This window comes from Streptomyces sp. Ag109_G2-15, from assembly GCF_900215565.1.
GTDB lineage: Bacteria > Actinomycetota > Actinomycetes > Streptomycetales > Streptomycetaceae > Streptomyces > Streptomyces diastatochromogenes.
The window spans coordinates 2,781,663-2,804,428 of record NZ_OCNI01000001.1 but is presented as its reverse complement, the minus strand read 5'-3'; the positions used below and the strand labels follow the sequence as shown (position 1 = coordinate 2,804,428).

General features: G+C 71.3%; 19 protein-coding genes, 1 pseudogene and 1 riboswitch. Of the genes and pseudogenes, 12 read left to right on the top strand and 8 right to left on the bottom strand.

The genetic code is table 11. The annotated features are described in order from the left end of the window. Window positions 1-56: 56 nt before the first annotated feature. Entirely contained in the window at window positions 57-1,115 is a 1,059-nt protein-coding gene (locus tag CRP49_RS12450; protein ID WP_097253429.1) for a hypothetical protein, read from the top strand. A 21-nt stretch (window positions 1,116-1,136) separates the two neighbouring features. Here the strand turns inward: CRP49_RS12450 and CRP49_RS12445 are convergent, their stop codons facing one another. The 4 genes from CRP49_RS12445 to CRP49_RS12430 form a co-directional block, all read right to left on the bottom strand. Then, window positions 1,137-3,104 (bottom strand): YncE family protein, encoded by a 1,968-nt coding sequence (locus CRP49_RS12445; RefSeq protein ID WP_373560344.1) that lies wholly within the window; start codon window positions 3,102-3,104, stop codon window positions 1,137-1,139. 125 nt (window positions 3,105-3,229) lie between these two features. Further along, window positions 3,230-4,471, bottom strand: a complete 1,242-nt coding sequence (locus CRP49_RS12440; protein WP_097253427.1) for an amidohydrolase — start codon at window positions 4,469-4,471, stop codon at window positions 3,230-3,232. 68 nt (window positions 4,472-4,539) lie between these two features. Further along, window positions 4,540-5,025 (bottom strand): NPP1 family protein, encoded by a 486-nt coding sequence (locus tag CRP49_RS12435; RefSeq protein ID WP_097253426.1) that lies wholly within the window; start codon window positions 5,023-5,025, stop codon window positions 4,540-4,542. Between the two features lie 13 nt (window positions 5,026-5,038). After that, window positions 5,039-6,610, bottom strand: coding sequence for an LCP family protein (locus tag CRP49_RS12430; protein ID WP_257033379.1), 1,572 nt, complete (start codon window positions 6,608-6,610; stop codon window positions 5,039-5,041). A gap of 280 nt (window positions 6,611-6,890) precedes the next feature. Here CRP49_RS12430 and CRP49_RS49095 point away from each other — a divergent pair. Both CRP49_RS49095 and CRP49_RS12420 read left to right on the top strand, forming a co-directional pair. Continuing rightward, window positions 6,891-7,512 (top strand): annotated as a pseudogene (locus CRP49_RS49095) (hypothetical protein). 271 nt (window positions 7,513-7,783) lie between these two features. After that, on the top strand, window positions 7,784-9,127 hold the full coding sequence (locus CRP49_RS12420; protein WP_097257323.1) for a helix-turn-helix transcriptional regulator: 1,344 nt from the start codon (window positions 7,784-7,786) through the stop codon (window positions 9,125-9,127). A 28-nt stretch (window positions 9,128-9,155) separates the two neighbouring features. Here the strand turns inward: CRP49_RS12420 and CRP49_RS12415 are convergent, their stop codons facing one another. Beyond that, the gene (locus tag CRP49_RS12415; protein WP_097253424.1) at window positions 9,156-9,938 is read right to left on the bottom strand and encodes a hypothetical protein; all 783 of its coding nucleotides are present in this window, start codon (window positions 9,936-9,938) and stop codon (window positions 9,156-9,158) included. A gap of 342 nt (window positions 9,939-10,280) precedes the next feature. On the opposite strand from CRP49_RS12415, the gene thrS reads away from it, so the two are divergent. After that, entirely contained in the window at window positions 10,281-11,540 is a 1,260-nt protein-coding gene (thrS, locus tag CRP49_RS12410) for a threonine--tRNA ligase (protein ID WP_373560390.1), read from the top strand. Window positions 11,541-11,574: 34 nt separating this feature from the next. Next, the gene (locus tag CRP49_RS12405) at window positions 11,575-12,555 is read left to right on the top strand and encodes a nucleoside hydrolase (protein WP_097253423.1); all 981 of its coding nucleotides are present in this window, start codon (window positions 11,575-11,577) and stop codon (window positions 12,553-12,555) included. On the opposite strand, the gene CRP49_RS12400 is transcribed toward CRP49_RS12405, so the two are convergent. Then, window positions 12,552-13,649 carry a HoxN/HupN/NixA family nickel/cobalt transporter gene (locus CRP49_RS12400; protein ID WP_101374084.1) on the bottom strand — a complete coding sequence of 366 codons (1,098 nt, stop codon included), beginning with the start codon at window positions 13,647-13,649 and terminating at the stop codon, window positions 12,552-12,554. The genes CRP49_RS12405 and CRP49_RS12400 overlap by 4 nt on opposite strands. Window positions 13,650-13,676: 27 nt before the next feature. After that, a riboswitch (cobalamin riboswitch) is annotated at window positions 13,677-13,861 on the bottom strand. Between the two features lie 115 nt (window positions 13,862-13,976). On the opposite strand from CRP49_RS12400, the gene CRP49_RS12395 reads away from it, so the two are divergent. After that, complete coding sequence (locus CRP49_RS12395; protein WP_097253422.1) at window positions 13,977-15,623, top strand: glycoside hydrolase family 13 protein; 1,647 nt, start codon at window positions 13,977-13,979, stop codon at window positions 15,621-15,623. On the opposite strand, the gene CRP49_RS12390 is transcribed toward CRP49_RS12395, so the two are convergent. Then, entirely contained in the window at window positions 15,620-16,369 is a 750-nt protein-coding gene (locus CRP49_RS12390) for a DUF4142 domain-containing protein (protein ID WP_097253421.1), read from the bottom strand. The two genes, CRP49_RS12395 and CRP49_RS12390, sit on opposite strands and share 4 nt — an antisense overlap. Window positions 16,370-16,615: 246 nt before the next feature. Between CRP49_RS12390 and CRP49_RS12385 the strand changes: the two genes are divergently transcribed. Both CRP49_RS12385 and CRP49_RS12380 read left to right on the top strand, forming a co-directional pair. After that, a complete protein-coding gene (locus CRP49_RS12385) occupies window positions 16,616-17,302 on the top strand; it encodes a DUF6445 family protein (RefSeq protein ID WP_097253420.1) in 687 nt (228 codons plus the stop codon). A 162-nt stretch (window positions 17,303-17,464) separates the two neighbouring features. Next, on the top strand, window positions 17,465-17,881 hold the full coding sequence (locus CRP49_RS12380) for a hypothetical protein (protein WP_097253419.1): 417 nt from the start codon (window positions 17,465-17,467) through the stop codon (window positions 17,879-17,881). Window positions 17,882-17,926: 45 nt separating this feature from the next. On the opposite strand, the gene CRP49_RS12375 is transcribed toward CRP49_RS12380, so the two are convergent. Beyond that, window positions 17,927-18,199: a DUF2871 family protein gene (locus CRP49_RS12375; RefSeq protein ID WP_097253418.1), complete on the bottom strand. Its 273-nt coding sequence runs from the start codon at window positions 18,197-18,199 to the stop codon at window positions 17,927-17,929. Between the two features lie 111 nt (window positions 18,200-18,310). Between CRP49_RS12375 and CRP49_RS12370 the strand changes: the two genes are divergently transcribed. The 4 genes from CRP49_RS12370 (at window position 18,311) to CRP49_RS12355 (ending at window position 22,764) form a co-directional block, all read left to right on the top strand. Further along, window positions 18,311-18,547: a hypothetical protein gene (locus CRP49_RS12370; RefSeq protein ID WP_097253417.1), complete on the top strand. Its 237-nt coding sequence runs from the start codon at window positions 18,311-18,313 to the stop codon at window positions 18,545-18,547. Between the two features lie 162 nt (window positions 18,548-18,709). Beyond that, window positions 18,710-21,286: a hypothetical protein gene (locus tag CRP49_RS12365; RefSeq protein WP_097253416.1), complete on the top strand. Its 2,577-nt coding sequence runs from the start codon at window positions 18,710-18,712 to the stop codon at window positions 21,284-21,286. Between the two features lie 47 nt (window positions 21,287-21,333). Further along, window positions 21,334-22,038 (top strand): DUF4328 domain-containing protein, encoded by a 705-nt coding sequence (locus CRP49_RS12360; RefSeq protein ID WP_097253415.1) that lies wholly within the window; start codon window positions 21,334-21,336, stop codon window positions 22,036-22,038. A gap of 60 nt (window positions 22,039-22,098) precedes the next feature. Then, on the top strand, window positions 22,099-22,764 hold the full coding sequence (locus CRP49_RS12355; RefSeq protein WP_097253414.1) for an SDR family NAD(P)-dependent oxidoreductase: 666 nt from the start codon (window positions 22,099-22,101) through the stop codon (window positions 22,762-22,764). Window positions 22,765-22,766 lie beyond the last annotated feature (2 nt).

The window sequence follows — 22,766 nt, the reverse complement described above, 5'->3', positions numbered from 1 at the left end:
TTTGCAGCCGCAGCGGTTACGGTGCTGGCTGTAGGGCGATCGACAGGGGAGGGACGATGCCCGGAACCGTGCTGCTGCTCGCGGCCTCGCCGCTGGGCCGGGGGCGTCTGGTGGACGCGGCCGGGGTGCTGCCCGTGCTGGCCGCGGTCGCCCCCGCCGTGCTGTCCGGCACCGACACCGCGAACGTGGTCGAACTCGCGGACCCGCTGGAACCACAGGCGGTCCTCACCCGGCTGCGCGCCGCCGCGGCCGCACCCGGACCGCTCACCGTGTACATCACCGGGCAACTCCACCTGGACCGCCGCCAGCACCAGCCCCACCTGGCCCTGGCCCGCACCACCCCGGCCACCGTCCGCTACACGGCCCTGCCGTGGCACTGGATCAGGGAGGAGCTGCGGCTGCGCTCCGCGGGGAGCACGGCGCTCTTCGTCGACCTGCACGCGGACGCCGAGACCTGGCAGCACCTCGCCCAGCGGCCGCTCGACTCGGGCCGCACCAGCGCGGTGTACGGCCGTATCGCACCCCCCTCCGGTCGGCGGGGTCTGGCCGAGCCGTCGTACATGAAGGCGGTGGCGACGCTTTTGCGTAGCGGACACCGGCCGCCGTTGGAGCAGTTGCACCAACAGGCGCTGGCCCGGATCGCCGACGAGGCACCGACGAACATCCTGCTCACCGCCGCACCTCGACCGAGTGGTGACCCCCACGCCGCCATCAGCGCCGCCGTCCAGGCCGGGCGGCACATCGACGCCGATGCCCTCGCCGCCCAGCATGAGCAGGCGGCCGTACGTGGCTATGGGCCCGCCTCCGACGAAGCCCTGCACTGGGCCGAAGTCCGCGCCGATCTCGCGATGTTCGCGGGGGACACGGTAGGCAGCTGCCGGGCCTGGTTGCGGGTGGCGGGGGTGCGGCTGGCCGCGGGGCAGGCGGTGGACGCGCCTGCCGTGGAGGCGGCCGTGGACCGGGCCCATCACCAGTGGGGGCGTATCAAGGACGCGGCGCGGGCCCGTGAACTCGGGCCCGCGCTCGCTGAGTTGAGGTTCCGGGTGCCGGGCCGCCGGCAGGGCGCGCTGGAGAACGTCCAGCGGCACCTGCGGCAGCTCCAGGCGGCCCGGTAGCGGCCTTGGCCGGCAGCGGCCTCAGCTGGTGAAGGTGAAGTACTTCCAGGCGCCGTGCGTCGTGGAGTTCACGGTGTCACCGGACGAGCCGTTGATGTACGACGAGCGGACCCGGAAGCGCCAGCCGACGTCCTCGCCGTGGTCGCCGGTGATCTGCACCCGGGACACACCGTCCGTGCCCAGCTTGAAGTACGCGGGGTCGCCGGGGTACCACCGGCCCTGGTAGTACACCTCGAACTCGAACTTCTGCTGACGGCCCGGGAAGTACGGCATCTTCGTCGTGATCAGCGGGTTCTTCGTCTTGTGGAAGAAGTAGTACGTGTGGCCCCACGCACTCTTCGCCTTGTAGTGGTTGCTGACCGAGGTGGACACGCTCACCTTGGCGCCGACCGTGCTGGAGGCCGACCGGGGCTGGTAGCGGGAGTCGCCCGCGAACTTCGCGGTGACCTTGGTGTCCCGCTTCAGGTCCAGCCAGACCGACAGGTTGCCGTCGGAGTTGACCTTCCCGGACTTCACCAGCTTGTTCGGCTTGTCGGAGCCGAACGGGTCGGCCCAGATCTCCACCGTACGGTTCTTGTAGGTCGTCCCCAGGTGGGCCGTGAACTTCACGTCCTTGCCGTAGGAGTAGACCTTGCCGTTGTTGTTGACCGTCAGCGTCGGCTTGGCGCGGGAGACGTCCACGGTGTCGGTGCCGGAGCCCGCCGCGTGCTCGGCGTCGCCCGCGAAGGCCACCTTGTACTTCACCTTGCCGCCGGCCGGCGGGGTGTCGGTGAAGGAGAAGGTGCCGTCGGCCTTGGTGGCCACCGAGGGCAGCGACTTGCCGTTCGGGGACTCCAGGTCGGTGCGGGTGACGGTCAGCTCGGTGCCGGCCGGGAGGGCCACCTTGGAGGTGACCTTGCCCTTGACGGTGAGCTGCTTGGCGCGGGCCGCGCTGGCCGGGGCGTCCACGGTGACCGTGGTGGCCGCGAGGGTGGGCCCCTGGAGGACGCGCAGGGTGTAGACGCCGTCGCTGTTGTACGACACCGCGAACAGGCGGGAGGCGTCCGGCGACCAGGCGAGGGCGGAGTCGGCGAGTTCGTCGGAACCGCTGGTGTGGCCCGTGTTGGGGAAGTCGTACTCGCGCACCGACGTGGTGGCACCCGGCTTGTAGACGAAGATGTCCGGGTTGTACCAGCCGTCGACGCCCGCCGCGACCGTCCCGTCCGGGGCGACGGCCACGGCGTTCGGGTAGGTGTCGCTGGCGTAGCTGCCGTCCGCCGTGAGGTCGGCGGTCTTGAACACCGGGTGCTGGTACGGGTATCCGCTGGCCACGACGACGTCCTGGCCGTTCGGCGTGACGGCGATGTCCTTCGTGTTCTCGCCGGCGCTGGTGGCGGCGAGCCGGTTCGGCGTGCCGGACGTGACGTCGTACGAGACGACCTTGCCGGAGCTGTCGCCGGTCTGCGCCCCGACCAGGACGTTCGAGCCGGGTGCCGCGTCCAGGATCGGCGCGCTGTACCAGTCGCTGTCCAGGCCCAGGGTGACCTCGTGCTGCTCGCTCGCGAGGTCGACGGAACCGATGTTGCCCGCGGCGGAACCGCCGTAACCGAACCACAGCTTGCCGCCCGCGAGGGCGACGCTGCGCGGCTGGTCGGCACCGACGTCGTACCGGGTGGTCTCGGTGTCGGTGGCGGTGTCGATGACCGCGATGGCGTCGAGCCCCGGTACGGCCGCGTAGAGCGTGCCGGAGTCGGCGGACAGTTCGAGGCCGCTGACGCCGGTCAGATTGGTGGTGAGCTGCTTGACGACATTGCCGGCGTAGTCGGTGACGACGATCTTGCCGTTGCTCGGGTCGCTGACGAAGACCTGCTGGTGGACCCCGTCGACCACGATGTCGGCGGTCTGCTTGACCGGCAGGGCCTTGCTGGTGTCGGCGGACGCCGGAGTGGCGGCGAGCGCCGCCGAGCTGAAGAGGACCGCCAGGGTGGTGGCAGTCGTGAGGGTGCGCATACGCACGCTGATTCGAACCCCCCGGAACGAATGAGTGAGGTGAGCGCCACGCGGCACGGCTGTTGTGTGAGCCCCCTGTGTGCCGTGCGTGGCGGATGAGCGAAGACTAGGCCGCGAAGACTAAGTCATGCCACTGACAAAAAGGCGAGCGCCCCCGACACCAGGGTCCGCACACCCGGGGCAACTGTGGACAGGTCGGGCGCGAAGCGGGGGCTGTGGTTGCTCGGCACGGCCGAGAACTTCTCCGGGAAGCTCGCGCCCGGCGCCTGTTCCCACACCTCGGCCGGCGTGGTCGTCACGAACCAGTACGAGTACGGGATCGAGCCCAGCGCCAGCTGCGGGAAGTCCTCGCTGCCCATCGCCGGGCCCGGGTCGAACACCGCGGCCGCGCCGAAGACCTCGCGGTGCACGGCGGCCACCGAGGTGTCCGTGCCGACGTCGTTGACCGTCTCCGGGAAGGTGTTGCCGAGGGTGATCTCGGGCTCGCGCGGGCAGCCGGCGGCCAGACACTCGCCCTGCGCGATCCGCCGGATCGCGGCCAGCATCCGCTCGCGCACCTCCGCCGACTGGGTGCGCAGGTTCAGCTCGATGCGCGCCTCGGACGGGATGATGTTGTGCCGGGTGCCCGCCTCGATACGGCCCACGGTCAGCACCGCGGCCTCGCGGGCGGCCAGCTCCCGGGAGACGACCGTCTGCAGCCGGGTGACCAGGTAGGCGGCGGTCACCACCGGGTCCACGGTCGACTCGGGCCGCGAACCGTGGCCGCCCCGGCCGTGCACCACGATGTCCACGTCCGTCGACGCCGACATGATCAGGCCCGGCGCGTGCGGGTACAGGCCCGCCGGTCCCGGGGCCGCGTGCTGCCCGAGCAGCACGTCCGGGCGCCCGAAGCGCTCGTACAGCCCGTCGGCGACCATCCGGGCCGCGCCCTGCCCGGTCTCCTCGGCGGGCTGGCCCACCACCAGCAGGGTGCCGTTCCAGGTCTCCCGCCCGGCCGCCAGCGCCCCGGCCGCGCCCGCCAGCCAGGTGACGTGCAGGTCGTGCCCGCAGGCGTGCATCACCCCGTCCGCCTCGGAGGCGTACGGCAGCCCGGTCTCCTCCTTGACCGGCAGCGCGTCCAGGTCGGCGCGCAGCAGCACCGTCGGCCCGTCGCCGTTGCGCAGCACCCCCGCGACCCCGGTCCCGCCGATCCCCTCGGCCGTCTCGAACCCGGCCTCCTTGAGCCGCCCGGCGAGCTTCCCGGCGGTGCGGTGCTCCTCCAGCGACAGCTCGGGATGACGGTGCAGGTCGCGGTAGAAGTCCTCCAGGTCCGGGACCGGGAGCCCGTCGGTGAGATCCAGAGCGGTGCGCGCCGCGGGAGAGGTCACGGGGGCAAGGGTAGGCCCCCGGCGGGGCAGGGGGGAGTGCCTCGCCGGGGGCCGCCGGTGTGGCGGGCTCAGCCGGCGCCGTAGGGGTTGAACGGGATGCCGGATGGCTTGGCCTTGTTCAGGGTGTCGTTGAACTTGGAGTCCTGGATCGGGAAGTTGGCGTGGCCGCCCCGGTGGCCGCCGATGCCGCTGCCGCTGGGGTCGGCCTGGTCCTTCTCGAAGTACAGGGCGTAGATGATCCCGCACCAGCCGTTGTTGCACTTGGCCCGTGAGTAGGTGTTGGCGTTGCCCAGGTGGTCGGTGCGGCAGCCGCCGCCGAGCGAACCGGTCGGCTTCAGGCCGCCGTTCAGGTTGCCCCACATGTCGATGGCGGTCGCGGGGAAGCAGCCGTCGGAGTCGTAGTCGAAGTAGGGCTGGAACGCCTTCTGGAACGAGGTCGCGCTCTCGGGCAGGTTCGTCAGGTTGGGACCCGCGGAGGCGCTCCCCGTGAGGGCGAGGGTCAGCGCGGCGGCACTGACCGCGACGAGCGCGCTCCTTCTGACTGCCTGGGACATGCCGGTACCCCAGTCACTCCTCCCACGTGAATCCCTTCTGCACCTCCATGCACGCGTCCTCCTTGTCCCCGGGCAGCACAGCCGCCGAATCGGGTGCCTTGGTCGGGCTCTTGGTCTTCGGGTAGGTGTCGCCGGTGCGCCAGTCCGCGCCGACGATCAGGGTGACGCCCGAGACGTCGGTCGACCTGCGCACCTGGCTCAGGGGGACGCCGAGCGCCTTGGCCACGGCCTGGGCGTCGCCCTCCAGGTCGGCGCTGGGGTAGAGGAGGAGGGTCTTGGCCTCGGTGGCGGCGGTGATGTCCGACTTGGCCTGGGTGAACCCCTTGGCCTGCAGGACCTGGGCGACCGCGCTCGCCCGCTGGGGTGTCGGGGCCTGGGCGGTCGTCCCGGTGCCGTTGCGGACCTGGACCGCGAGGGTGCCGGCCGGGGCCGCGGGGTCCTTCGACGTCTGCTCCGTCTTGTGCTTGGCGCCGCGGCCGTCCAGCGGGGTGTCGTCGCGGACCATGGAGATGAGCTGGTCGGCGTCCTCGGTGGCGGGCACAAGACGGTTGATGTCCTGCGACCACTCCACGGTGGGCAGCGTCGTCATCGTGATGCGCTTGGTCGGGACCTTCTGCAGTTCCTGGGAGAGGTCGTACAGCTTCTTGACCGTGCCGAGGCCGTCGTCGACCGTGAGTGCCTTCGTCGCGGCCTCCGCGAGCCGGCGCATCTCGGTGGGGTTGCCCAGCGTCGCGTTCGCGCGCAACTGACGGACCATCGAGTTCATGTACATGTGCTGGGCGTGGGTGCGGGCGACGTCGGTGCCGTCCTCGAAGCCGTACCGGGTGCGCAGCCACTGCAGGGCCTGCTCGCCCTTGACCGGGTGGGTGCCCGCCTTCAGCTTCAGGCCCGAGCCGTGGCCGTTGGAGGTGTGCGAGTAGACGTTCTGCCGGACGCAGACCGGGACGCCGCCGATGGCGTCCGCCATGTCGACCACGCCGGAGAAGTCGACCATCATGAAGTGGTCGATGTGGATCTTGGTGAGGCTCTGCCAGGTGGCGACGGTGCACCCCGGGCCGCCGCGGCCGAGCGACTCGTTCGCCATGGCCAGCGAGAGCGCCTCGTACTTCTTCTCGTCGGTGCTGCACTTGGGGATCGGGATCATCGTGTCGCGCGGGAGGCTGATCACGGACATGTTGCTGCGGTCGGCCGAGACGTGCAGGAGCATCTGCACGTCCGCGAGCGGCGGGCGGCCCACGTCGGCCTTGGACCCGCCGAGCTTCAGGTCCTTCGCGGTGTTCCGGCTGTCCGAGCCGATCATCAGGATGTTCAGCGGCGTCTGGCCGGCGGCGTTCGGGGTGGCCTCGGGCACGTCCGAGTCGCCCAGGTTCCGCTTGGCCTTCTTGATGTTGGCGTTGAGGTGCTCGTAATAGAGGTAGCCCGCGCCCGCGGTGCCGAGTATGACGACGGCCAGGGTGGCCGCCGTCCAGCGCAGTATCCGGCGCCCCGGGCGCGGTGCGTCCGGTTCGGCGCCGCCGCGTCTGCGGCCGCCGCCACCGCCGTGCCGCCCCCGGTTCTTCGGCCGCGCCTCCGCGTCCAGCGTCATTCCCCACCCTCCCGCCCGGACGAAGCGCATCTGACCTCGTCACGGCTGCACCGGATCGCACACATTAACGGCGCGGCCGTCTATGCAGGGGTGAGTGGTGAGATATGCCACTCGCGTACAACCTTCTCCGGGGTTGACGAACTGCCCTGATTTCTTTGGCAGTTCTGCTCGGTCTTCGGTTCCGCGAAGCCGCCGCCCGGCCGTTTGTCCGGACTTTACGTTGACTTCACCGCAGGCCCGTAGGACAGCCACAGCAAGCGAGCCCGAGGCAGGTGAGGTCATGGGGCGTCCCGAGCGACCCGTCGATCCCGGCGCCGGTCCCGTCCAGCGCCTCGCACACGAACTGCGGGAGCTGCGCAGGGCCGCGGGGAGCCCGTCGTACCGGGTCATGGCCGAGAGCGCGGGCTTCTCCGCGACCACGCTGTCCCAGGCGGCCGCCGTGTCGGACGAGACCGCACCCCCGTACCGGGGCCTTGCCCGGTTCGAGCCGGACGACCACGCGCTGTTCTTCGGCCGCGACCGGCTGGTGGAGGAGTTGCGGCGCCTGGTGTGCGATCACCGGTTCGCGGTGGTGTTCGGCGCGTCCGGGACGCTCGCGGTGGGCGGCGAGGCGGGGAGCCTGCAGCTGTGGGACATCGCCACGCAGCAGCCGCTGGGCGGTCTCCTGACGACGCCCGGCGAGGAGATCGACACCGTGGCCTTCGGCGCCGACAGCGGCACGCTGTACGCGGGGAGCGCGCACGTGCCGCTCCAGCGGTACACGATCGCTCCGTCGCGGGCGGTCGCGTCGGTGTGCGCGGGCGGGAGGCGGCGGTCTGACGCGGGAGCAGTGGCGGACGTACGTGCGTGATGTGCCGTACCGGGTAGGTGTGCGGTGTCTGAAAGGCCCCGCGCGGCCCTAGCCGTGCTGTACGGATGCCGTCTGCCGTGTCTGGTCCGCCGCCCGTGCCGGGCCCGCGTTCGCCGCCGTGATCAGGGCCGCTACGGCGAGGACGGCTGCGGCCACCCCCCTCAAGTACCGTGCGGTGGGGCGTTCGTATGGGGTGGAAGTACGACCGAGCACGACGACCTCGCAACAACAGCGACGTGTTAAGCATGCTTAATCCGCCGTTTAACCTAGAGGCTGTCGGAGCCGAACGGCAAGGGGTCCCAGGGGAGTTGGGGGTGCCGCAGATGCGGGAACGGGACGATCCGGAAGTCGTCGGCCGGCGCGTACAGCAATTGCGCACCGAACGCGGCCTGACGCAACGCCAGTTGGCGGAACCGGCGTACACACCCGCCTACATCTCCACCTTGGAGGCGGGCCGGGTCCGCGCCTCCGACGAGGCGCTGCGGCACATCGCGGACCGTCTCGGCGTCGCCTTCGAGGAGCTGGCCGTCGGCCGGCCCGCCCACCTCGCCACCGCCCTCCGGCTGCGGCTCACCGAGGCCCAGCGCACCCTCGCCGACGGCAAGGCGGAGGAGGCGGCAGGCCAGTACGCCGCACTGCTCACGGAGGCGGAGACGCACGGCCTGACCACCGAGCAGGCCACCGCCCTGCTGGGACTGGGCGAATGCGCCCTGCAAACGGGCGAGCTGACCCAGGCCCGCGACCACTTCGAGCAGGCCGAGCACCGCCTCGCGGCGGAGACCCTCCCCAGCCGCGTCCCGGCCGTCCGCGGCCGCGCGATCGCCCACTACCTCGCCGGCGAACTCCGTTACGCCGTCTACCTCCTGGAATCCACCCTCGACGAACTCAACCGCGGCGGCCTGCACGACCCCGACGCCCTGCTGCTCCTCTACGCCAGCGCCATCGGCCCCTACATGGACATGGGCGCCCACGCCCGCGCCGCCCAGGCCGCCGAGTTCGCGCTGGCCCTGGCCCCGCAGGCCGCCGACCCGGCACTCATCGCCCGGATGCACCGCTCGGTCGCCCGCACCCTGCTCGCCGAGGGCCGGGTCGCCGAGGCCGACGCCTCCCTCGCCAAGGCGGCCGAGCTGTACCGCCAGCTCCAGCTGCGCACCGAACTCGCCAACTGCCACTGGATGCGCGGCTACGTCTGCGCCCAGAACGGCGACCTGGACCGGGCCGAGGCCGAGCTGCGCCAGGCGCTCACCATGCTCGCCCAGACCCGGGCCGCCCTCTACCGCAGCCAGGCAGCCGTCGAACTCGCCGACGTCCTCCACCGCCGCGGCAAGTCGGCCGAAGCCGCCGACCTCCTCAACGGCGTCCTCGGCGACCTCTCCTCCGAACGCGGCGCCGTCCACGCCGCCGCCGCACACCGCCTCCTCGGCATCATCGCCGAGGACGCCCGCGACACCGAGGCCGCCGAGGAGCACTACGTCCGCGCCCTCAGCCTCCTGGAACGCGCCGGCGCGGCCGGTGACCTGGCCGACCTGTGCCGCCTCCTCGGCGACCTCCTGCGCCGCACCGGCCGCGTAGAAGCGGCCCTGGACGCCTACCGCACCGGCCTCGGCCACCGCACGGCCCCCGGCACCACGACCCTGGGCCCGGCCCCGGCACAGCCGCCGCTGTGAGCAGCGGCCGATGAGCCGCAGGCCTCCTTCACACCTCGACCCGCCCCTGCTTCCGTACGTCCGCCAGGCGCAGCGCGCCGATCTGGACCGCCAGTTGGGTCGCGTCGTTCGGGACGTCGCCCAGGCCGGCGTTGGTGAGGGCGAAGGCGTCCTCGCCGATGCGGACGGCGGCCACGTCCATCGTCAGGAAGACATCCTGCTCGTCGGACGTCGTGGTGGCGACGGTGACGTGCAGACCCTGGCGCACGTCGCCGACCTCCGGCAGCGGGGCGTCCTCGACCTGGACGTCCTCGATCAGGCCGTTCTCCGTGGTGGCCGTGAACCGGGCGCACTGGACCGGCATCGTCTGCAGCCACTTCAGCGCGGCGTCGACGTCCGACGGGCGACGGGCGCCGATCTGGTAGCGGAGCTGGGCGTCGGTGTCGGCGTCGTCGAGACCCACGGCGACCCGGGCGGGGGCGCCGAGGAGTTCGTCGGTGTAGAGGGCGTCGAGCAGGTGCTGGCACTCCCCGGCCGTGGTGGACGCCTTCAGCAGGGCGTCGCGCCAGGTGGCCGCCCCGCGCGTCGCGGACCAGGGGGCGCCGAGGTCGGTCTCCGTGATGAGCGCGGCCCGGGCCTGGTCGTCGGTGAGCGTGGATCCGTCGGCCCGGGGCGAGGGCTTCGCCGCGGGGGAGGGCTTGTCGACGGTGGGGAGGGGCTGGTGCGCGGACGGCGGGCGTTCCAGGCCGAGGGCCGCGCAGCCGGTGAGGGTGAGAAGGCCGGTGGCGAGTGCGGCGAGAGGGAGGACGTGGGGGCGTATGGCGGCGGTCATCTGGGGGTGCCTCCCTGGCGGGGCAGGTGGGGGTGGAGGTTCCTCCTCTCACGGCACCATCGCCACGACCTGCCCACCAGCGCTCCGGGCCGTCCGGGTGAGGGGTCCGGGGAAAATCCGTGGCCTTCGGCCGGGGCCGCCACTACGGTCGTCTCATGCAGCGCGTCCAGCAGTGTTCCCAGCAGTGCTTCCACAGCACGACGACGCCGGAGACCGTCCCGGCGCGCTGACACCTGACCCAGTCCGAAGCCCCGGGGCCAACGCCCCGGGGTTTCGGCATGTACCGGGGTGTTCGCCTCCCACAACGAGGAGCCCCCGATGACCGACCAGATGACCGACCAGATGACCGACCAGATCACCGACCCGGTGAACGACCGCCTCCCCGACCACCGCCGCCTCGGCCGTGAACTCGACCTGTTCGACACCGACCCGCTGATGGGCGCGGGCCTGCCCTACTGGCTCCCGGACGGGGCCGTCGTACGGCACACCCTGGAGGAGTACATCCGGGAGGCGGAACGCGCCGCCGGCTACCGGCACGTGTACTCGCCCGTGCTCGGCAAGCGCGAGCTGTACGAGATCTCCGGGCACTGGGACCACTACAGCGACGACATGTACCCGCCGATGAGGCTGGGCGCGGAGGAGTCCGAGGAGGTCGTGCTGCGGCCCAGCCTCTGCCCCCACCACGCGCTCATCTACCGCTCCCGCTCCCACAGCTACCGCGAACTACCGCTGCGCATCGCCGAGTTGGGCGCCATGTACCGCGCCGAACTGTCCGGCGTCCTCGGCGGCCTGACCCGCGTCCGCGCCATCCAGCTCAACGACGCCCATATCTTCTGCACCCTGGAGCAGGCCGTCGACGAGGCCCGGTCGGCGCTGGAGCTGATCGCCCGCGCCTACGCCGACCTCGGCATCGAGGCCGTACGCCACCGCCTCTCGCTGCCCGGCGAGGGCGGCAAGTACGTCGCCGACCCGGAGCTGTGGCGCCGGGCCACCACGCTGCTGAGGGAGGTGCTGGCCGAGTCCGGCGTGGCGTACGAGGAGGCGGAGGGCGAGGCCGCCTTCTACGGCCCCAAGATCGACGTACAGATCGCGGACCCGGCCGGCCGCGAGTCCACCCTGTCCACCGTGCAGATCGACTTCCACCAGCCCACCCGCTTCGACCTGCACTACATCGGCGCCGACGGCGCGAAGCACCGGCCGGTGCTGGTGCACCGCAGCGTCATCGGCAGCGTGGAGCGGGCCGTGGCCCATCTCGTCGAGGCGCACCGCGGGGCCTTCCCGGCCTGGCTGGCCCCGGTGCAGCTGGCCGTGCTGCCGGTCGCCGAGGCGCAGGTGGAGCGGGCGGCCGCGGTGGTCCGGGAGGCGGCCGCGCTGGGCCTGCGTGCCGAGCTGGCCGCCCCCGAGCAGGGCACCCTCGGCGCCCGCGTCCGGGCAGCTCGTCTGGTCCCGTACCAGGCGGTGATCGGCGACCGGGAGGCCGAGGCGGGCCTCGCGGCCGTACGGCTGAGGGACGGCCGCCGCCCCGGCGCCCTCCCCGTGCCCGATCTGCTGCGGCGCATCGCCGACCGGGTGGCGGCAAGGGGCACCGCACTGTGGTCCTGATCTAGTGTCGGCGGTACGACGGAAGGAGTCAGCTGTGACCGGTCAGCCCATCCCCGTGATCATCGACTGCGACACGGGCGTCGACGACGCCCTGGCCCTGCTGTTCGCCGTACGCCACCCGGGCCTGGACCTCAGGGCGGTGACCTGTGTGGCCGGGAACACGGATGTCGACGGGGTGGTCCACAACACCCTGACCGTGCTGGAGCAGGCGGGCGCCCCCGACATCCCGGTGGCGCGGGGCGCCGAGCGTCCGCTGATCGAGCCGGCCCGCTCGGCCCGGCATGTGCACGGCGTGGACGGGATGGGCGACCTCGGCCTGCCCGCCCCCCGACGCGGCCGCGCCGCCGTGGACGCCGTGACCCTGCTGTACCGCGAGATCCTGGCCTCCCCGACCCCGGTCACCCTGATCCCGACCGCACCGCTCACCAACATCGCCCTCCTGCTGCGCACGCACCCGGAGGTGACCCGGAACATCGAGCGGATCGTGTTCATGGGCGGCGCGGTCGCCACCGGGAACGCCACACCGGTCGCCGAGTTCAACGTCTGGCACGACCCGGAGGCGGCGGCGATCCTGCTCGGCGCCGGGGTGCCGGTCACCATGTACGGGCTCGACGTGTTCACCCGGGTCGTCGTACCGGGCGCGGACGTACGGCGGCTGCGGGCGAGCAAGGAACCGGGCACCCGGCTGGCCGGCGAGCTGCTGGCCCACCGCCCGTCCGCGCCCGACCCCGACGGCGACGACCCGGCCGGCGGCCTCGGTGACGCGGGCGCGGTGTGCGCGGTCGCGGACCCGGGCGGCATCGGCACCCGCCTGCTGCCGGTCGAGGTCTCCCTGGCTCCCGGCCCGACCCGCGGCCAGACGATCGTCGACCGCCGCGCCCGCCACGGCGAGTCCGAGATCCACCACGGCGCGCGTGAACAGGCCCTGGTGGACGTGGCGTTGGAGGTGGACGTGGATCGGTACGTGAAGCTGTACCTGGAGACGGTGGAGCGCCGCCACGCCACCAGGCCCTAGTCCGAGGCGGCGGCGCCGGCCGGGTTCGACCAGCGCTCCTCCACCCTGGCGATCCGCCAGTACGACAGCGCCGCCGCCCACACCACCACGAACAGGCCGACGATGATGTAGCCGACGCTGTCCAGGTCGATCCCGGCTATCCAGCCGGTGACGGCGTCGGTCAGGTCGAACTTGTCGTGCAGGACGCCGACCAGCTCGATCGTGCCGATGAAGAAGGCGACGGCGATGGACAGGCCGGTGATGGTGAGGTTGTAGAAGACCTTGCGGACGGGGTTCGAGAACGCCCACTGGTAGGCGAAGTTCATGAACGTGCCGTCGAGGGTGTCGAACAGGCTCATCCCGGCGGCGAAGAGGAGCGGGAGGCAGAGGATCGCGTACCAGGGCAGGCCCGCCGCCGCTCCCGAGCCCGCCATGACCATCAGCGTGACCTCGGTGGCCGTGTCGAAGCCGAGCCCGAAGAGGAAGCCCAGCGGGTACATCTGGCCGGGGCGGCTGATCGACTTGGTGAGGCGGCCGAGGAGCCGGTTCATGAAGCCCCGGGAATCCAGGTGCTGTTCGAGTTCCCTCTCGTCGTACGTCCCCGCCCGCATGGCCCGGAAGACCTTCAGGATGCCGGCCAGGGCCACCAGGTTGAGGGCGGCGATGAGGTAGAGGAACGTGCCCGAGATCGTCGTACCCAGGAAGCCGAGCACCTGGTGGGTGCGTGAGTGCTCGTTCATGACCCTGCCCGCGAGCTGGGTGCCGCCGGCGATCAGGGCGGCCAGCAGCACCACCACGCTGGAGTGGCCCAGCGCGAACCAGAAGCCCACCGACACCGGCCGCTTGCCGTCGGCCATCAGCTTGCGGGTGGTGTTGTCGATGGCGGCGATGTGGTCGGCGTCGAAGGCGTGCCGCATGCCGAGGGTGTAGGCGGTGACGCCGAGGCCGATGCCGAAGACGTCCCGGCCGACCTGGTAGTGCTCGGGGGCGACGAGCAGGAAGAGCACGCCGAAGGCGACGACGTGCAGCGCGGCGATGACCGCCAGCAGCCCCGCCGTCCTGATCGTGTCCTCCCGTCGCCAGCGGAAAGCAGCAGCATCGGGCATCCCGGCCATCCGGTTCACGCTCCAGCACCTCGTGGATCAACTCGTGAGTGCCGTGGCCGGTCTCCTGGCTTACGGGTCGTGCGTCCGCCGTTCCTGCCTTCCCGGTCGTACGACCAGTGGCCCGGCGGCTGCCGGACGGAACGGGAACTCCCCGATCACAGTGGCGAGGGCCGCGTCGACCTTCCATCGACTTCCCGAGCACCACGGCCCGCCCACCGTAGGCGGCGATCCATTCGGCTGCAAAGCCGCATACCTGCCCAGGTATTGAAGATCACACAGCCGGGCACATGGCCGACCCGAGGTTCCGTTTCCGGGCAAGGTGGACAGAGTTCGGGTATGGCAGACCTCTCCTCCAGGAATCCCGACTGGTGGCGCCAGGCCGTCATCTACCAGGTCTATCCGCGCAGCTTCGCCGACGCCGACGGCGACGGCCTCGGTGACCTCAGGGGCGTCACCGAGCGCCTGGACCACCTCGCCACGCTGGGCGTCGACGCCCTGTGGCTCAGCCCCTTCTACCCCTCCGAACTCGCCGACGGCGGCTACGACGTCGCCGACCACCGGGACGTGGACCCGCGCCTCGGCACCCTGGACGACTTCGACGCGATGGCCGCCGAGGCCCACCGGCTCGGCCTGAAGGTCGTCGTCGACATCGTCCCGAACCACACCTCGCACCAGCACCCCTGGTTCCGGGAGGCGCTGCGGGCCGGACCCGGATCCGCCGCCCGCGAGCGCTACGTCTTCCGCCGCGGCCGTGGTGCCGCCGGCGAACTCCCGCCCACCGACTGGCAGTCGGTCTTCGGTGGCAGCGCCTGGCGGCGGGTCCCCGACGGCGACTGGTACCTGCACCTGTTCGCCCCCGAACAGCCCGACCTGAACTGGGCGAACGACGAGGTCCGCGCCGACTTCCGCACCACCCTGCGGTTCTGGTCCGACCGGGGCGTCGACGGTTTCCGCGTCGACGTCGCCCACGGCCTGGCCAAGGACCTGACCGAACCGCTGCGGGACGTGGGCGACCTGGGCGCCACGGGCGAGGATGCCCTGCTGCGGGTGGAGCCCGGCACGCACCCCTACTGGGACCGCGACGAGGTCCACGAGATCTACCGCGACTGGCGCAAGATCTTCGACGCCTACAGCCCGCCCCGCACCGCGGTCGCCGAGGCCTGGGTCCCGGACGCCCGCCGCGCCCTGTACGCCCGCCCGGACGAACTCGGCCAGGCCTTCGACTTCGAGTATCTGCAGGCCGGTTGGGACGCGAACGAACTCCGTCAGGTCATCACCGGCTCCCTGGCGACGGCCCGTGCCGCCGGTGCCAGTGCCACCTGGGTGCTCTCCAACCACGACGTCGTCCGCCACACCTCACGCCTCGTGCTCCCGCCCGGCACCGACGAGAACGCCTGGCTGCTGTCCGGCGGCACGGCTCCGGCGCCCGACCAGCAGGCGGGCCTGCGCCGGGCCCGGGCCGCGACCCTGCTGATGCTGGCGCTGCCCGGATCGGCGTACGTCTACCAGGGCGAGGAACTCGGCCTGCCCGAGGTCGCCGACCTGCCCGCCGAGGTGCTGCGGGACCCGATCTGGGAGCAGACGGGACATGCCCGCAAGGGCCGCGACGGGTGCCGGGTGCCGCTGCCGTGGACGACGACCGGACCGTCGTACGGCTTCGGGTCCGGGGCCGCCTGGCTGCCGCAGCCGCCGTCCTTCGCGTCGTACGCCGTCGAGGCCCAGGCGGGTGCCGAGGGCTCGACCCTGGAGCTGTACCGCACCGCGCTCCGGCTGCGCCGCAAGCTGCTGGAGGGCGAGACGCTGACCTGGACGCCCGACGCCCCGGCCGGGGTGCTGGACTTCGCCCGCACCGAGACCTGGCGCTGTGTCGCCAACCTCACCGCTGAGCCCGTACTACTGCCTCCGGGCGAGGTGCTGCTGGCCAGCACCCCGCTCCCGGAGACGGGCGTCCTTCCGCCGGACACCACGGTCTGGCTGGGCTAGCCGACGGTCGGGCTCGGGCTGGGCGCGGCGTTCCCCCCGCCGCCGTTGCCGGCGGTGAGGCCGTCGATGTCCACCGGTGTGGACGTGGCGTTCGGCGGCGGGGTGAGCACCACCTCGGGCTGGCCCGCCGGCGGGGGCGGCGGGGTCAGGTCGGAGTCGGGCAGCTTCGGCGGGGTGGTCTGCTGGAAGAGGGTCTGGTCGAAGTCGACCAGACCGGTCTTCTCCATCACCGTGATGTGGTCGAGCACGGTGTCGTTGGCCTGGTCGGCCAGGGCCCGCACCAGTGAGTTCTTGGTCGTGGACCGGATCTTCGCCACCGTGTTGAAGATCGAGCCGTGCGTCATCCGCAGGATGTTGGCGAAGTCGGTGTCGAACTTCTTGCCGCTATCCGACTTCAGCGTGTTGACGAAGCCCTCCTGCTGGGGGCTCGCGATGTTGGGCAGCGTGATGTTCAGCATCGGCGCGATCTTGCGGCAGGTGGTGTCCAGCGCGGAGTGCCCGTCGACCAGGTGTTTGCTGGCCTCGATGACCCCCTTGGTGGTGCCCTTCTGCAGCCCGATCTGCCCCACCGGGTACTCCCACAGACCGGCGGCCCGCACCTTCACCACGAAGTCCCGGTCGGCCTCGGTGAGCGGGCCCCACTGGGTGTTGGCGATGACACGGTCCGGGGTGCTCGAGACCTTGCTCAGACCGAGCATGCTCGGGTAGGCGAGTGCGCCGAGGGTCAGGGCCATTGCACCGCCCACGAAGAGAGTTCCCGTCGCGTTCCGCGAAAAGCGCACCGTGCCTCCTGCCCGGCCGTGGATCCGCCCGCAGGCGGTTCGGACGCACAGCAGTACGGATGCGGAGGCGATCTGTGTCGGTGGTTTGGGTAAAGAATTCGGACCGGCTGGTCCTGACCGGCGCCATCGGCCTTCGCATGGGCCGCAGTTGGTCAAACGTTGACCTTTCCTCGGGAGAAGCAAGGGGAAACGCAGGCCTAGATTCGCCGCATGCCCCCACAGCCACCCCCCAGGGTGCCCGCCGCGCTTCCCGTCCTGCCCTACCGCAAGCCCACCAAGGGCCGCGACTACTGGGTCCTGGACGACGTCCTGCCGGACGTCGACGCCGTACGGGAGCGGTGTCTGGCCAAGGACGACTGGGTCGAGGGCTACCCGTACACCTCGGAGACCTGGCCCGGACTGCGCGCGATGCCCGGTCTGGAACCCGGTGAACTCGCCGTCATCGAGCGGCTGGTGAAGAAGTCGACCGGGGCCAAGGAGCTGTGGGTGCAGCAGGCGCCCGGCGGCGGCACCCTCAACCACAACTGCGTGCAGGTGGTCGGCGAGGGCGAGAGCGAGCCGCGCCCGCACACCGACTCGCGTGCGCTGTGCCGTTACGCGGCCGTGCTGTACCTCAACCCGCACGTGCCCAAGGACTGCGGCACCAGCTTCTTCCGCCAGTCCCTGCCCGGCGGCCGGCTCGGCGGCAACGTCGTCCAGGCCCCGCACAACAACCTCGTCGAGGCCCTGGGTACGCGGTTCGTGGCGCCGAACGCCTTCGAGGAGGACGTCCGCGTCCCCCACAAGTACAACCGCCTCCTCCTCTACAACGCCAACCTCGTGCACAGCGCGACCGGTTACTTCGGCAAGGAGCTGGCGGAGAAGCGGATGACGGCCGTCTTCTTCTGGATGGCCTGAGTCCGGACGGCCTGAGCCGCAGCAGCGGCCGGCCCGAGCCGTCCGCCTCCGCCCCCTGTCTCACCCGTACGGAGTACCCTCCGTGGTCACCCGGCCGGGTGGGCCGGATCGTCGTACGTACGACGATCCGGCTCGGGGTGACGACGGCGGAGGTACACGACCATGACGCAGCACACCGGACCGGCGCGGACGCGGAACGCCGACTGGGCCGAGGGAGGGCTCGTCTTCGCGGGGGTGCTGCTCCTGGTGAACGGCGTCCTCGCCATCCTCCAGGGCATCTCCGCGATCGCGGCCGACGATGTGTACACACGCATCGGCGCCTACGTCTACAAGATCAACCTCACCGGCTGGGGCTGGATCCTCCTCATCCTGGGCGTCGTGGCCGTCATCACCGGCGCGGGCGTCCTCAAGCGCGCCGAGTGGGCCCGGGTGGTCGGCATCGTCCTCGCCTCCCTGAGCCTGATCGCCCAGTTCCTGTATCTGCCGTACGCGCCGATCTGGGCGTTCATCATGATCGGCATCGACATTTTCGTGATCTGGGCGCTCGCCACGTACCGGCCGGGGCGTCCCGCCGACTGATCCGCCGCATGGGGCGCAGGTCACATCGAATGCCCGAGGGCGGCATCAGGAATCTGCGCCTGCAGGTGAACCCGGAGAAGCTGACGGGGCTGCGGCTTCCGACCGGGTGACTTCGGCGTCCTGCGGCCGTGAGGTGCCCGGCAGGCGCTTGCCCACCGTGATGAAGAACAGCACTTGTAGGTCCAGTACATGGGTGTGCACGACGGCGAGCTGGGTGTCGCCCTCGAAGTCCTTCGCCTTGGTCAGCTCGCGGTAGTACAGGCCGCTGACCAGCCCGACGATCATGTAGACGTGGGCGGTGTTGAGGATCTTCCTCATCTGCGTCTTCCCCCGTGAATCCGCGTCGTTGTCGGCCCCTTCCGCACCCCCTCCGGCCGTCCCATCCCCCGTGGCCCGGAGGTTTGGACGTGGCAGGAGGCGCTCACCGCCGTGGCCACCGGGCAGGCCGTCGCCTCGGTGTCGGGCGGCATAGCGGACTTCTACCCGTGGCCCAACCTGGCCTTCATCCCCATCCTCGACGCCCCACCGTCCCGTTGGGCCCCGGTCTGGCGCACGGCCGCCGAGACCCCGCACGTCCGCTCCTTCACCCGGGCGCCCTCCGATGCGCCGCCTGCGGTCGGCGAGGACTGCTGGTGCGCGCTTCCGGCGTCGGCTTCGGAGGCGTGAGCCAGCGCGGGCTTTTCGCCAGGTCGCTTTCGCCATCTCACCTTTTGTCCGGTGGCGCTTTTTGTCAGGTCATGACGGGAAGGGACCCCTCCGGATCAAGCCGTGTCATGCACGGGAGCTATTGTCCGGCTGGCTGGTTTTCACCCTCTTCCCAGGAGCAGCATGCGCCTCAAGCAGGTCTCCCTCACGACCGCGATATCGGTCGTCGCCGGGCTGACCACGGCCACCGTCGGCCTCACCGGCTCCGCCGCCTGGGCCGACAGCACGGCGGCGCTGCCGCTGTCGCACTACTCCCACCTGATGGTCGACACCGCTCACCGGCACATCTTCTTCAGCCAGGGCGCCGGCTCGACCGGCATCGTGGTGACCGACCTGTCCGGCACCCCCGTCACCACCCTGGCGGACGAGCAGGGCGCCACCGGTCTGGCGCTCTCCCCCGACGGCGGCACGCTCTACGCGGCCCTGGCGGACGGCGACGCGGTGGCCGCCATCGACACGTCGACCCTCACCGAGACCGCCCGCTGGTCGACGGGGACGGGCAGCGCCCCGGTCTCCGTGGCGGTGGCGGGCGGCAGGGTCTGGTACGGCTACACGGACACGACCGACGCGACCGACGCGAAGGGCGCGATCGGCTCGGTGGACCCGTCCGCCACCGACCCTGCGGCGACCCCTCAGCCCTCCATGTCGCACTGGTCGGTCGCGCCCCTCCTCACGACGGGCGGCGGGGTCCTGGCCGCCGAGGAGCCGCAGCAGAACCTCAGCCACGTGGCCACGTTCGACGTCTCCTCCGGGACGCCGTCGGTCAAGGCGGACACCTTGGTCCACGGCGGCACGGCGAGCGGGCTCCAGGTCACCGGTGACGGCGCGAAGGTGCTGCTCGCGGCCCCCCAGCAGCCCGCCCTCCAGGCCTACCGCGCCTCGGACCTGGACCTCGCGAGCCCTTCCGTCTACTACGCCGGCGGCATGAACTCGAACCCGAACTCGCTGGCGGTCGACGCCGACGGGACGATCGCCGTCGGCAGCACGGCAGGCTCGAACGCCGGCGTCTACCTGTACGCAGGCTCCAACCTCGCCGAGAACCATGTGACGTTCGACGCCGGGACAGTGGCTCCGGACGGTCTGGCCTGGGGAACCGACGGCGTGACCCTGTACGCGGTCACCCAGGACTCCTCGGGCGCGTACACCCTCAACGCGCTGGACACAGCGAAGCTGACGGACACCCAACTCTCCCTGAGCCTGTCCCAGTACGCCGTCCCCACCCAGCAGTTCACACTCACCGGATCGCTGAGCACGAACGGCTTCGTCCCCGCCGGTGCGACCCTGAAGGTCACCCGCGACGGCACCGAACTGCCCGACGCCCCGGTGGTCGGCAAGGACGGCTCGTTCTCCCTCAGCGACACCAGGCCGGACGAGGGCGCGTACACGTACGAGGTGACGTACGCCGGTGACGCGACGCACCGCTCCGCGAAGGCCTCGCTGACGGTGCACGTGGCACGCCTGTCGACCTCCATCCCCTTCCCGGAGTTCGCCTCGGCGACCCCGCACTCGGTGGCCTTCACCGGCTCGCTCTCGACCCAGCAGAACCTCGGCAGCCTCCCTCAGGGCACCACGGTCCAGGTGTCGAGGACGAACGAGGACACGCAGCAGACCACCCAGCTCCCGTCGGCCACGGTGGACCCGGCCACGACCGAGTTCACGGTCACCGACGCCCCGGACAGCGCGGGCAGATTCACCTACCACCTGTCCTACGCCGGCGACGCCGCCCACCAGCCGACGACCTCCGACGCCTCGGTGCAGGTCTCCCCGTACACCCCGGCCCTGACCCTCAAGGCCCCCGGTACGGCCACGCGCGCCACCGCGTTCTCCTTCGCCGGCAAGCTGGGCGACGCCCCCTACGCCACCGGCGAGACGGTCACCGTGACCCGCACGGACGCGGCCCACACGACGACGCCGGCGAAGTGGACGGCGCCCGTGGGAACCGACGGCACGATCACGGTCAAGGACACGCCGTCCATCGGCGGAGCCAACACCTACACGGTGAGCTACCCGGGAGACGCCTCCCACCAGCCGGCGAAGGCCTCCGCGATCGTCCAGGTCTCCCGCGCCGCGACGACCCTCTCCCTCACCACCAACGCGTCCACGTACTCGTACGGCGCGACGGCCACCGCCACCGCCCACCTGGGCACGACGTACAACGGCCGCACGGTCTCCCTCTACGCCCAGCCCGCCGGCGGCAAGAAGACACTGCTGAAGACCGGCACCGTGGACAGCAAGGGCAACCTGTCGGCGACGTACAAGCTCGCCCGCAACACGACCTTCACGGCATCCTTCGCGGGCGACTACCGCTACGCACCGACGACGGCGACCCGCACGGCCAACACCCACGTGAAAATCACGCAGTCGCTGGCCGGCTACTACACCACCACGAAGTACGGCACCACGACCTACCGCGTCTACCACCACACCGCCAAGCCCCAGGTGGCAGCCACGGTGACCCCGAACAAGTCCGGCCAGTGCCAACGCTTCCAGGCCCAGCAGTACTACAGCAGTGCCTGGCACACGATGACGACATCGGACTGCTTCTCCCTGGATTCGAACAGCACCGCCGTGACGAACCTGATCCTCACCAACGCGGTGAACAAGCGGTTCCGGGTGCGGACGGAGTATGTGCGCAGTGCCTCGGACAAGAGCAACGTCAGCACGTGGGGCGGGTGGCTGTATCTGACGGTCAGGACCTGACGCCAGGTCCCTGGCAAGTGGCTGTCCGTGTCCGTCAGGATGATGCGGTGAACGAACAGATAGTCGAGCCCGCTGCTCCCTCGCGGGCCCTTGCTCTGCGGCCCATCAAGCTGTCCGGGCAGCTGACCGCCGGAGCGTTGCTGCTCGCGGGGCTCGCCTGGGTCGTGCGGGCCGTGTGGGAGGTGCGGCTGGCCGTGGCCGGGGAGCCTGCCTCGGGGCCGCCGGAGCAGGGGGGCGGGGTGCACCGGCCGCTCAACGCGCTGGAGAACTCGTACCACTTCGTCACCAGCCTGGGGGGCGGCGCCGCGTTCCTGTGTGTGCTGCTCTTCATCTCGTGGCTGTGGCGGGTGCGGGACAACGCGCGTGTGCTCACGGGGCAGGCGCCGAAGTACGCCGGTATCTGGGTCTACCTCGGGTGGCTCGTGCCCGTCGTCAACCTGTGGTTCCCGCGGGGCATCGTCGCCGACGCCTACCGGACCACCGCGCCGGGGCGGAAGCTGCCCGTCTCCGTCAACGTGTGGTGGGGGCTCTGGCTGATCGGCATGCTCGGCGGCGTCGGGATCGTCCATCAGGACTCCACCGATGAGATCATCGGCCGCGCGTACACGGAGCTGTGGCCGCTGCTCGCCTCCGACGCCGCCGTCATCGGGGCCGCCGTGGCCGGCGCGTTCGCCGTGCGGGCCGTCACCGCCGTACAGGTGGAGCGGATTCGGCAGGGGCGGCGGGAGGGCGACGGTACTGGCTTGTGCTGAGACCGGGGTGCCGGCCGGCCGTGGGTGGTGGTGTGCCGCTGTAGGGGCAAGGATTTGTCCATGAGCACTATGGCCATCGTGGGCGCCGGGCCCGGGCTGGGTGCCGCTGTCGCTCGTCGGTTCGGGCGGGAGGGGTACGACGTCGCCCTTGTCGCGCGGGACAGGGAGCGGCTGCAGGTTCTCGTGGGCGAACTCGCCGACGACGGTGTCGTCGCGCGCGGGTTCGCCGCGGACGTGCGTCGGCCGGAGCAGCTGGTGGCGGCTCTGAAGGACGCCGCCGGCGTGCTCGGGACCATCGAGGTGCTGCAGTACAGCCCCGTCCCGCACCGGGATTTCATGCGGCCCGTGCTGGAGACCCGGCACCGGGATCTGCTCGGGCCGATCGAGTTCTCGGTGTACGGGCCGGTGGCCGCCGTGCAGCAGGTCTTGCCGGGTATGCGGGCGCTCGGGCGCGGGACCATCCTGTTCGTGAACGGCGGGACGGCCGCCGTGCCGCACCCGGAGCGGGCCGGGACGTCCATCGCCTTCGCGGCCGAGAGCGCGTACGGGCATCTGCTGCACGACCGGCTCGCGCCGGAGGGGATCCATGTCGCCCAGCTGGTGATTCCCGGGGCCATCACGCCCGGGCATGTGCGCAAGGATCCCGCCGTGCTCGCGGACACCCTGTGGGGCATGCACCGGGACCGGCACGGGTTCCGGCACTACGCCGACAACCTCGACGCGTAAAT

Coding starts and splice junctions, on each gene's coding strand:
- CRP49_RS12450 (WP_097253429.1), top strand. CDS start 57: ATGCCCGGAACCGTGCTGCTGCTCGCGGCCTCGCCGCTGGGCCGGGGG.
- CRP49_RS12445 (WP_373560344.1), bottom strand. CDS start 3,104: ATGCGCACCCTCACGACTGCCACCACCCTGGCGGTCCTCTTCAGCTCG.
- CRP49_RS12435 (WP_097253426.1), bottom strand. CDS start 5,025: ATGTCCCAGGCAGTCAGAAGGAGCGCGCTCGTCGCGGTCAGTGCCGCC.
- CRP49_RS12430 (WP_257033379.1), bottom strand. CDS start 6,610: ATGACGCTGGACGCGGAGGCGCGGCCGAAGAACCGGGGGCGGCACGGC.
- CRP49_RS12420 (WP_097257323.1), top strand. CDS start 7,784: ATGCGGGAACGGGACGATCCGGAAGTCGTCGGCCGGCGCGTACAGCAA.
- CRP49_RS12415 (WP_097253424.1), bottom strand. CDS start 9,938: ATGACCGCCGCCATACGCCCCCACGTCCTCCCTCTCGCCGCACTCGCC.
- thrS (WP_373560390.1), top strand. CDS start 10,281: ATGACCGACCAGATCACCGACCCGGTGAACGACCGCCTCCCCGACCAC.
- CRP49_RS12400 (WP_101374084.1), bottom strand. CDS start 13,649: ATGGCCGGGATGCCCGATGCTGCTGCTTTCCGCTGGCGACGGGAGGAC.
- CRP49_RS12395 (WP_097253422.1), top strand. CDS start 13,977: ATGGCAGACCTCTCCTCCAGGAATCCCGACTGGTGGCGCCAGGCCGTC.
- CRP49_RS12385 (WP_097253420.1), top strand. CDS start 16,616: ATGCCCCCACAGCCACCCCCCAGGGTGCCCGCCGCGCTTCCCGTCCTG.
- CRP49_RS12380 (WP_097253419.1), top strand. CDS start 17,465: ATGACGCAGCACACCGGACCGGCGCGGACGCGGAACGCCGACTGGGCC.
- CRP49_RS12375 (WP_097253418.1), bottom strand. CDS start 18,199: ATGAGGAAGATCCTCAACACCGCCCACGTCTACATGATCGTCGGGCTG.
- CRP49_RS12365 (WP_097253416.1), top strand. CDS start 18,710: ATGCGCCTCAAGCAGGTCTCCCTCACGACCGCGATATCGGTCGTCGCC.
- CRP49_RS12355 (WP_097253414.1), top strand. CDS start 22,099: ATGAGCACTATGGCCATCGTGGGCGCCGGGCCCGGGCTGGGTGCCGCT.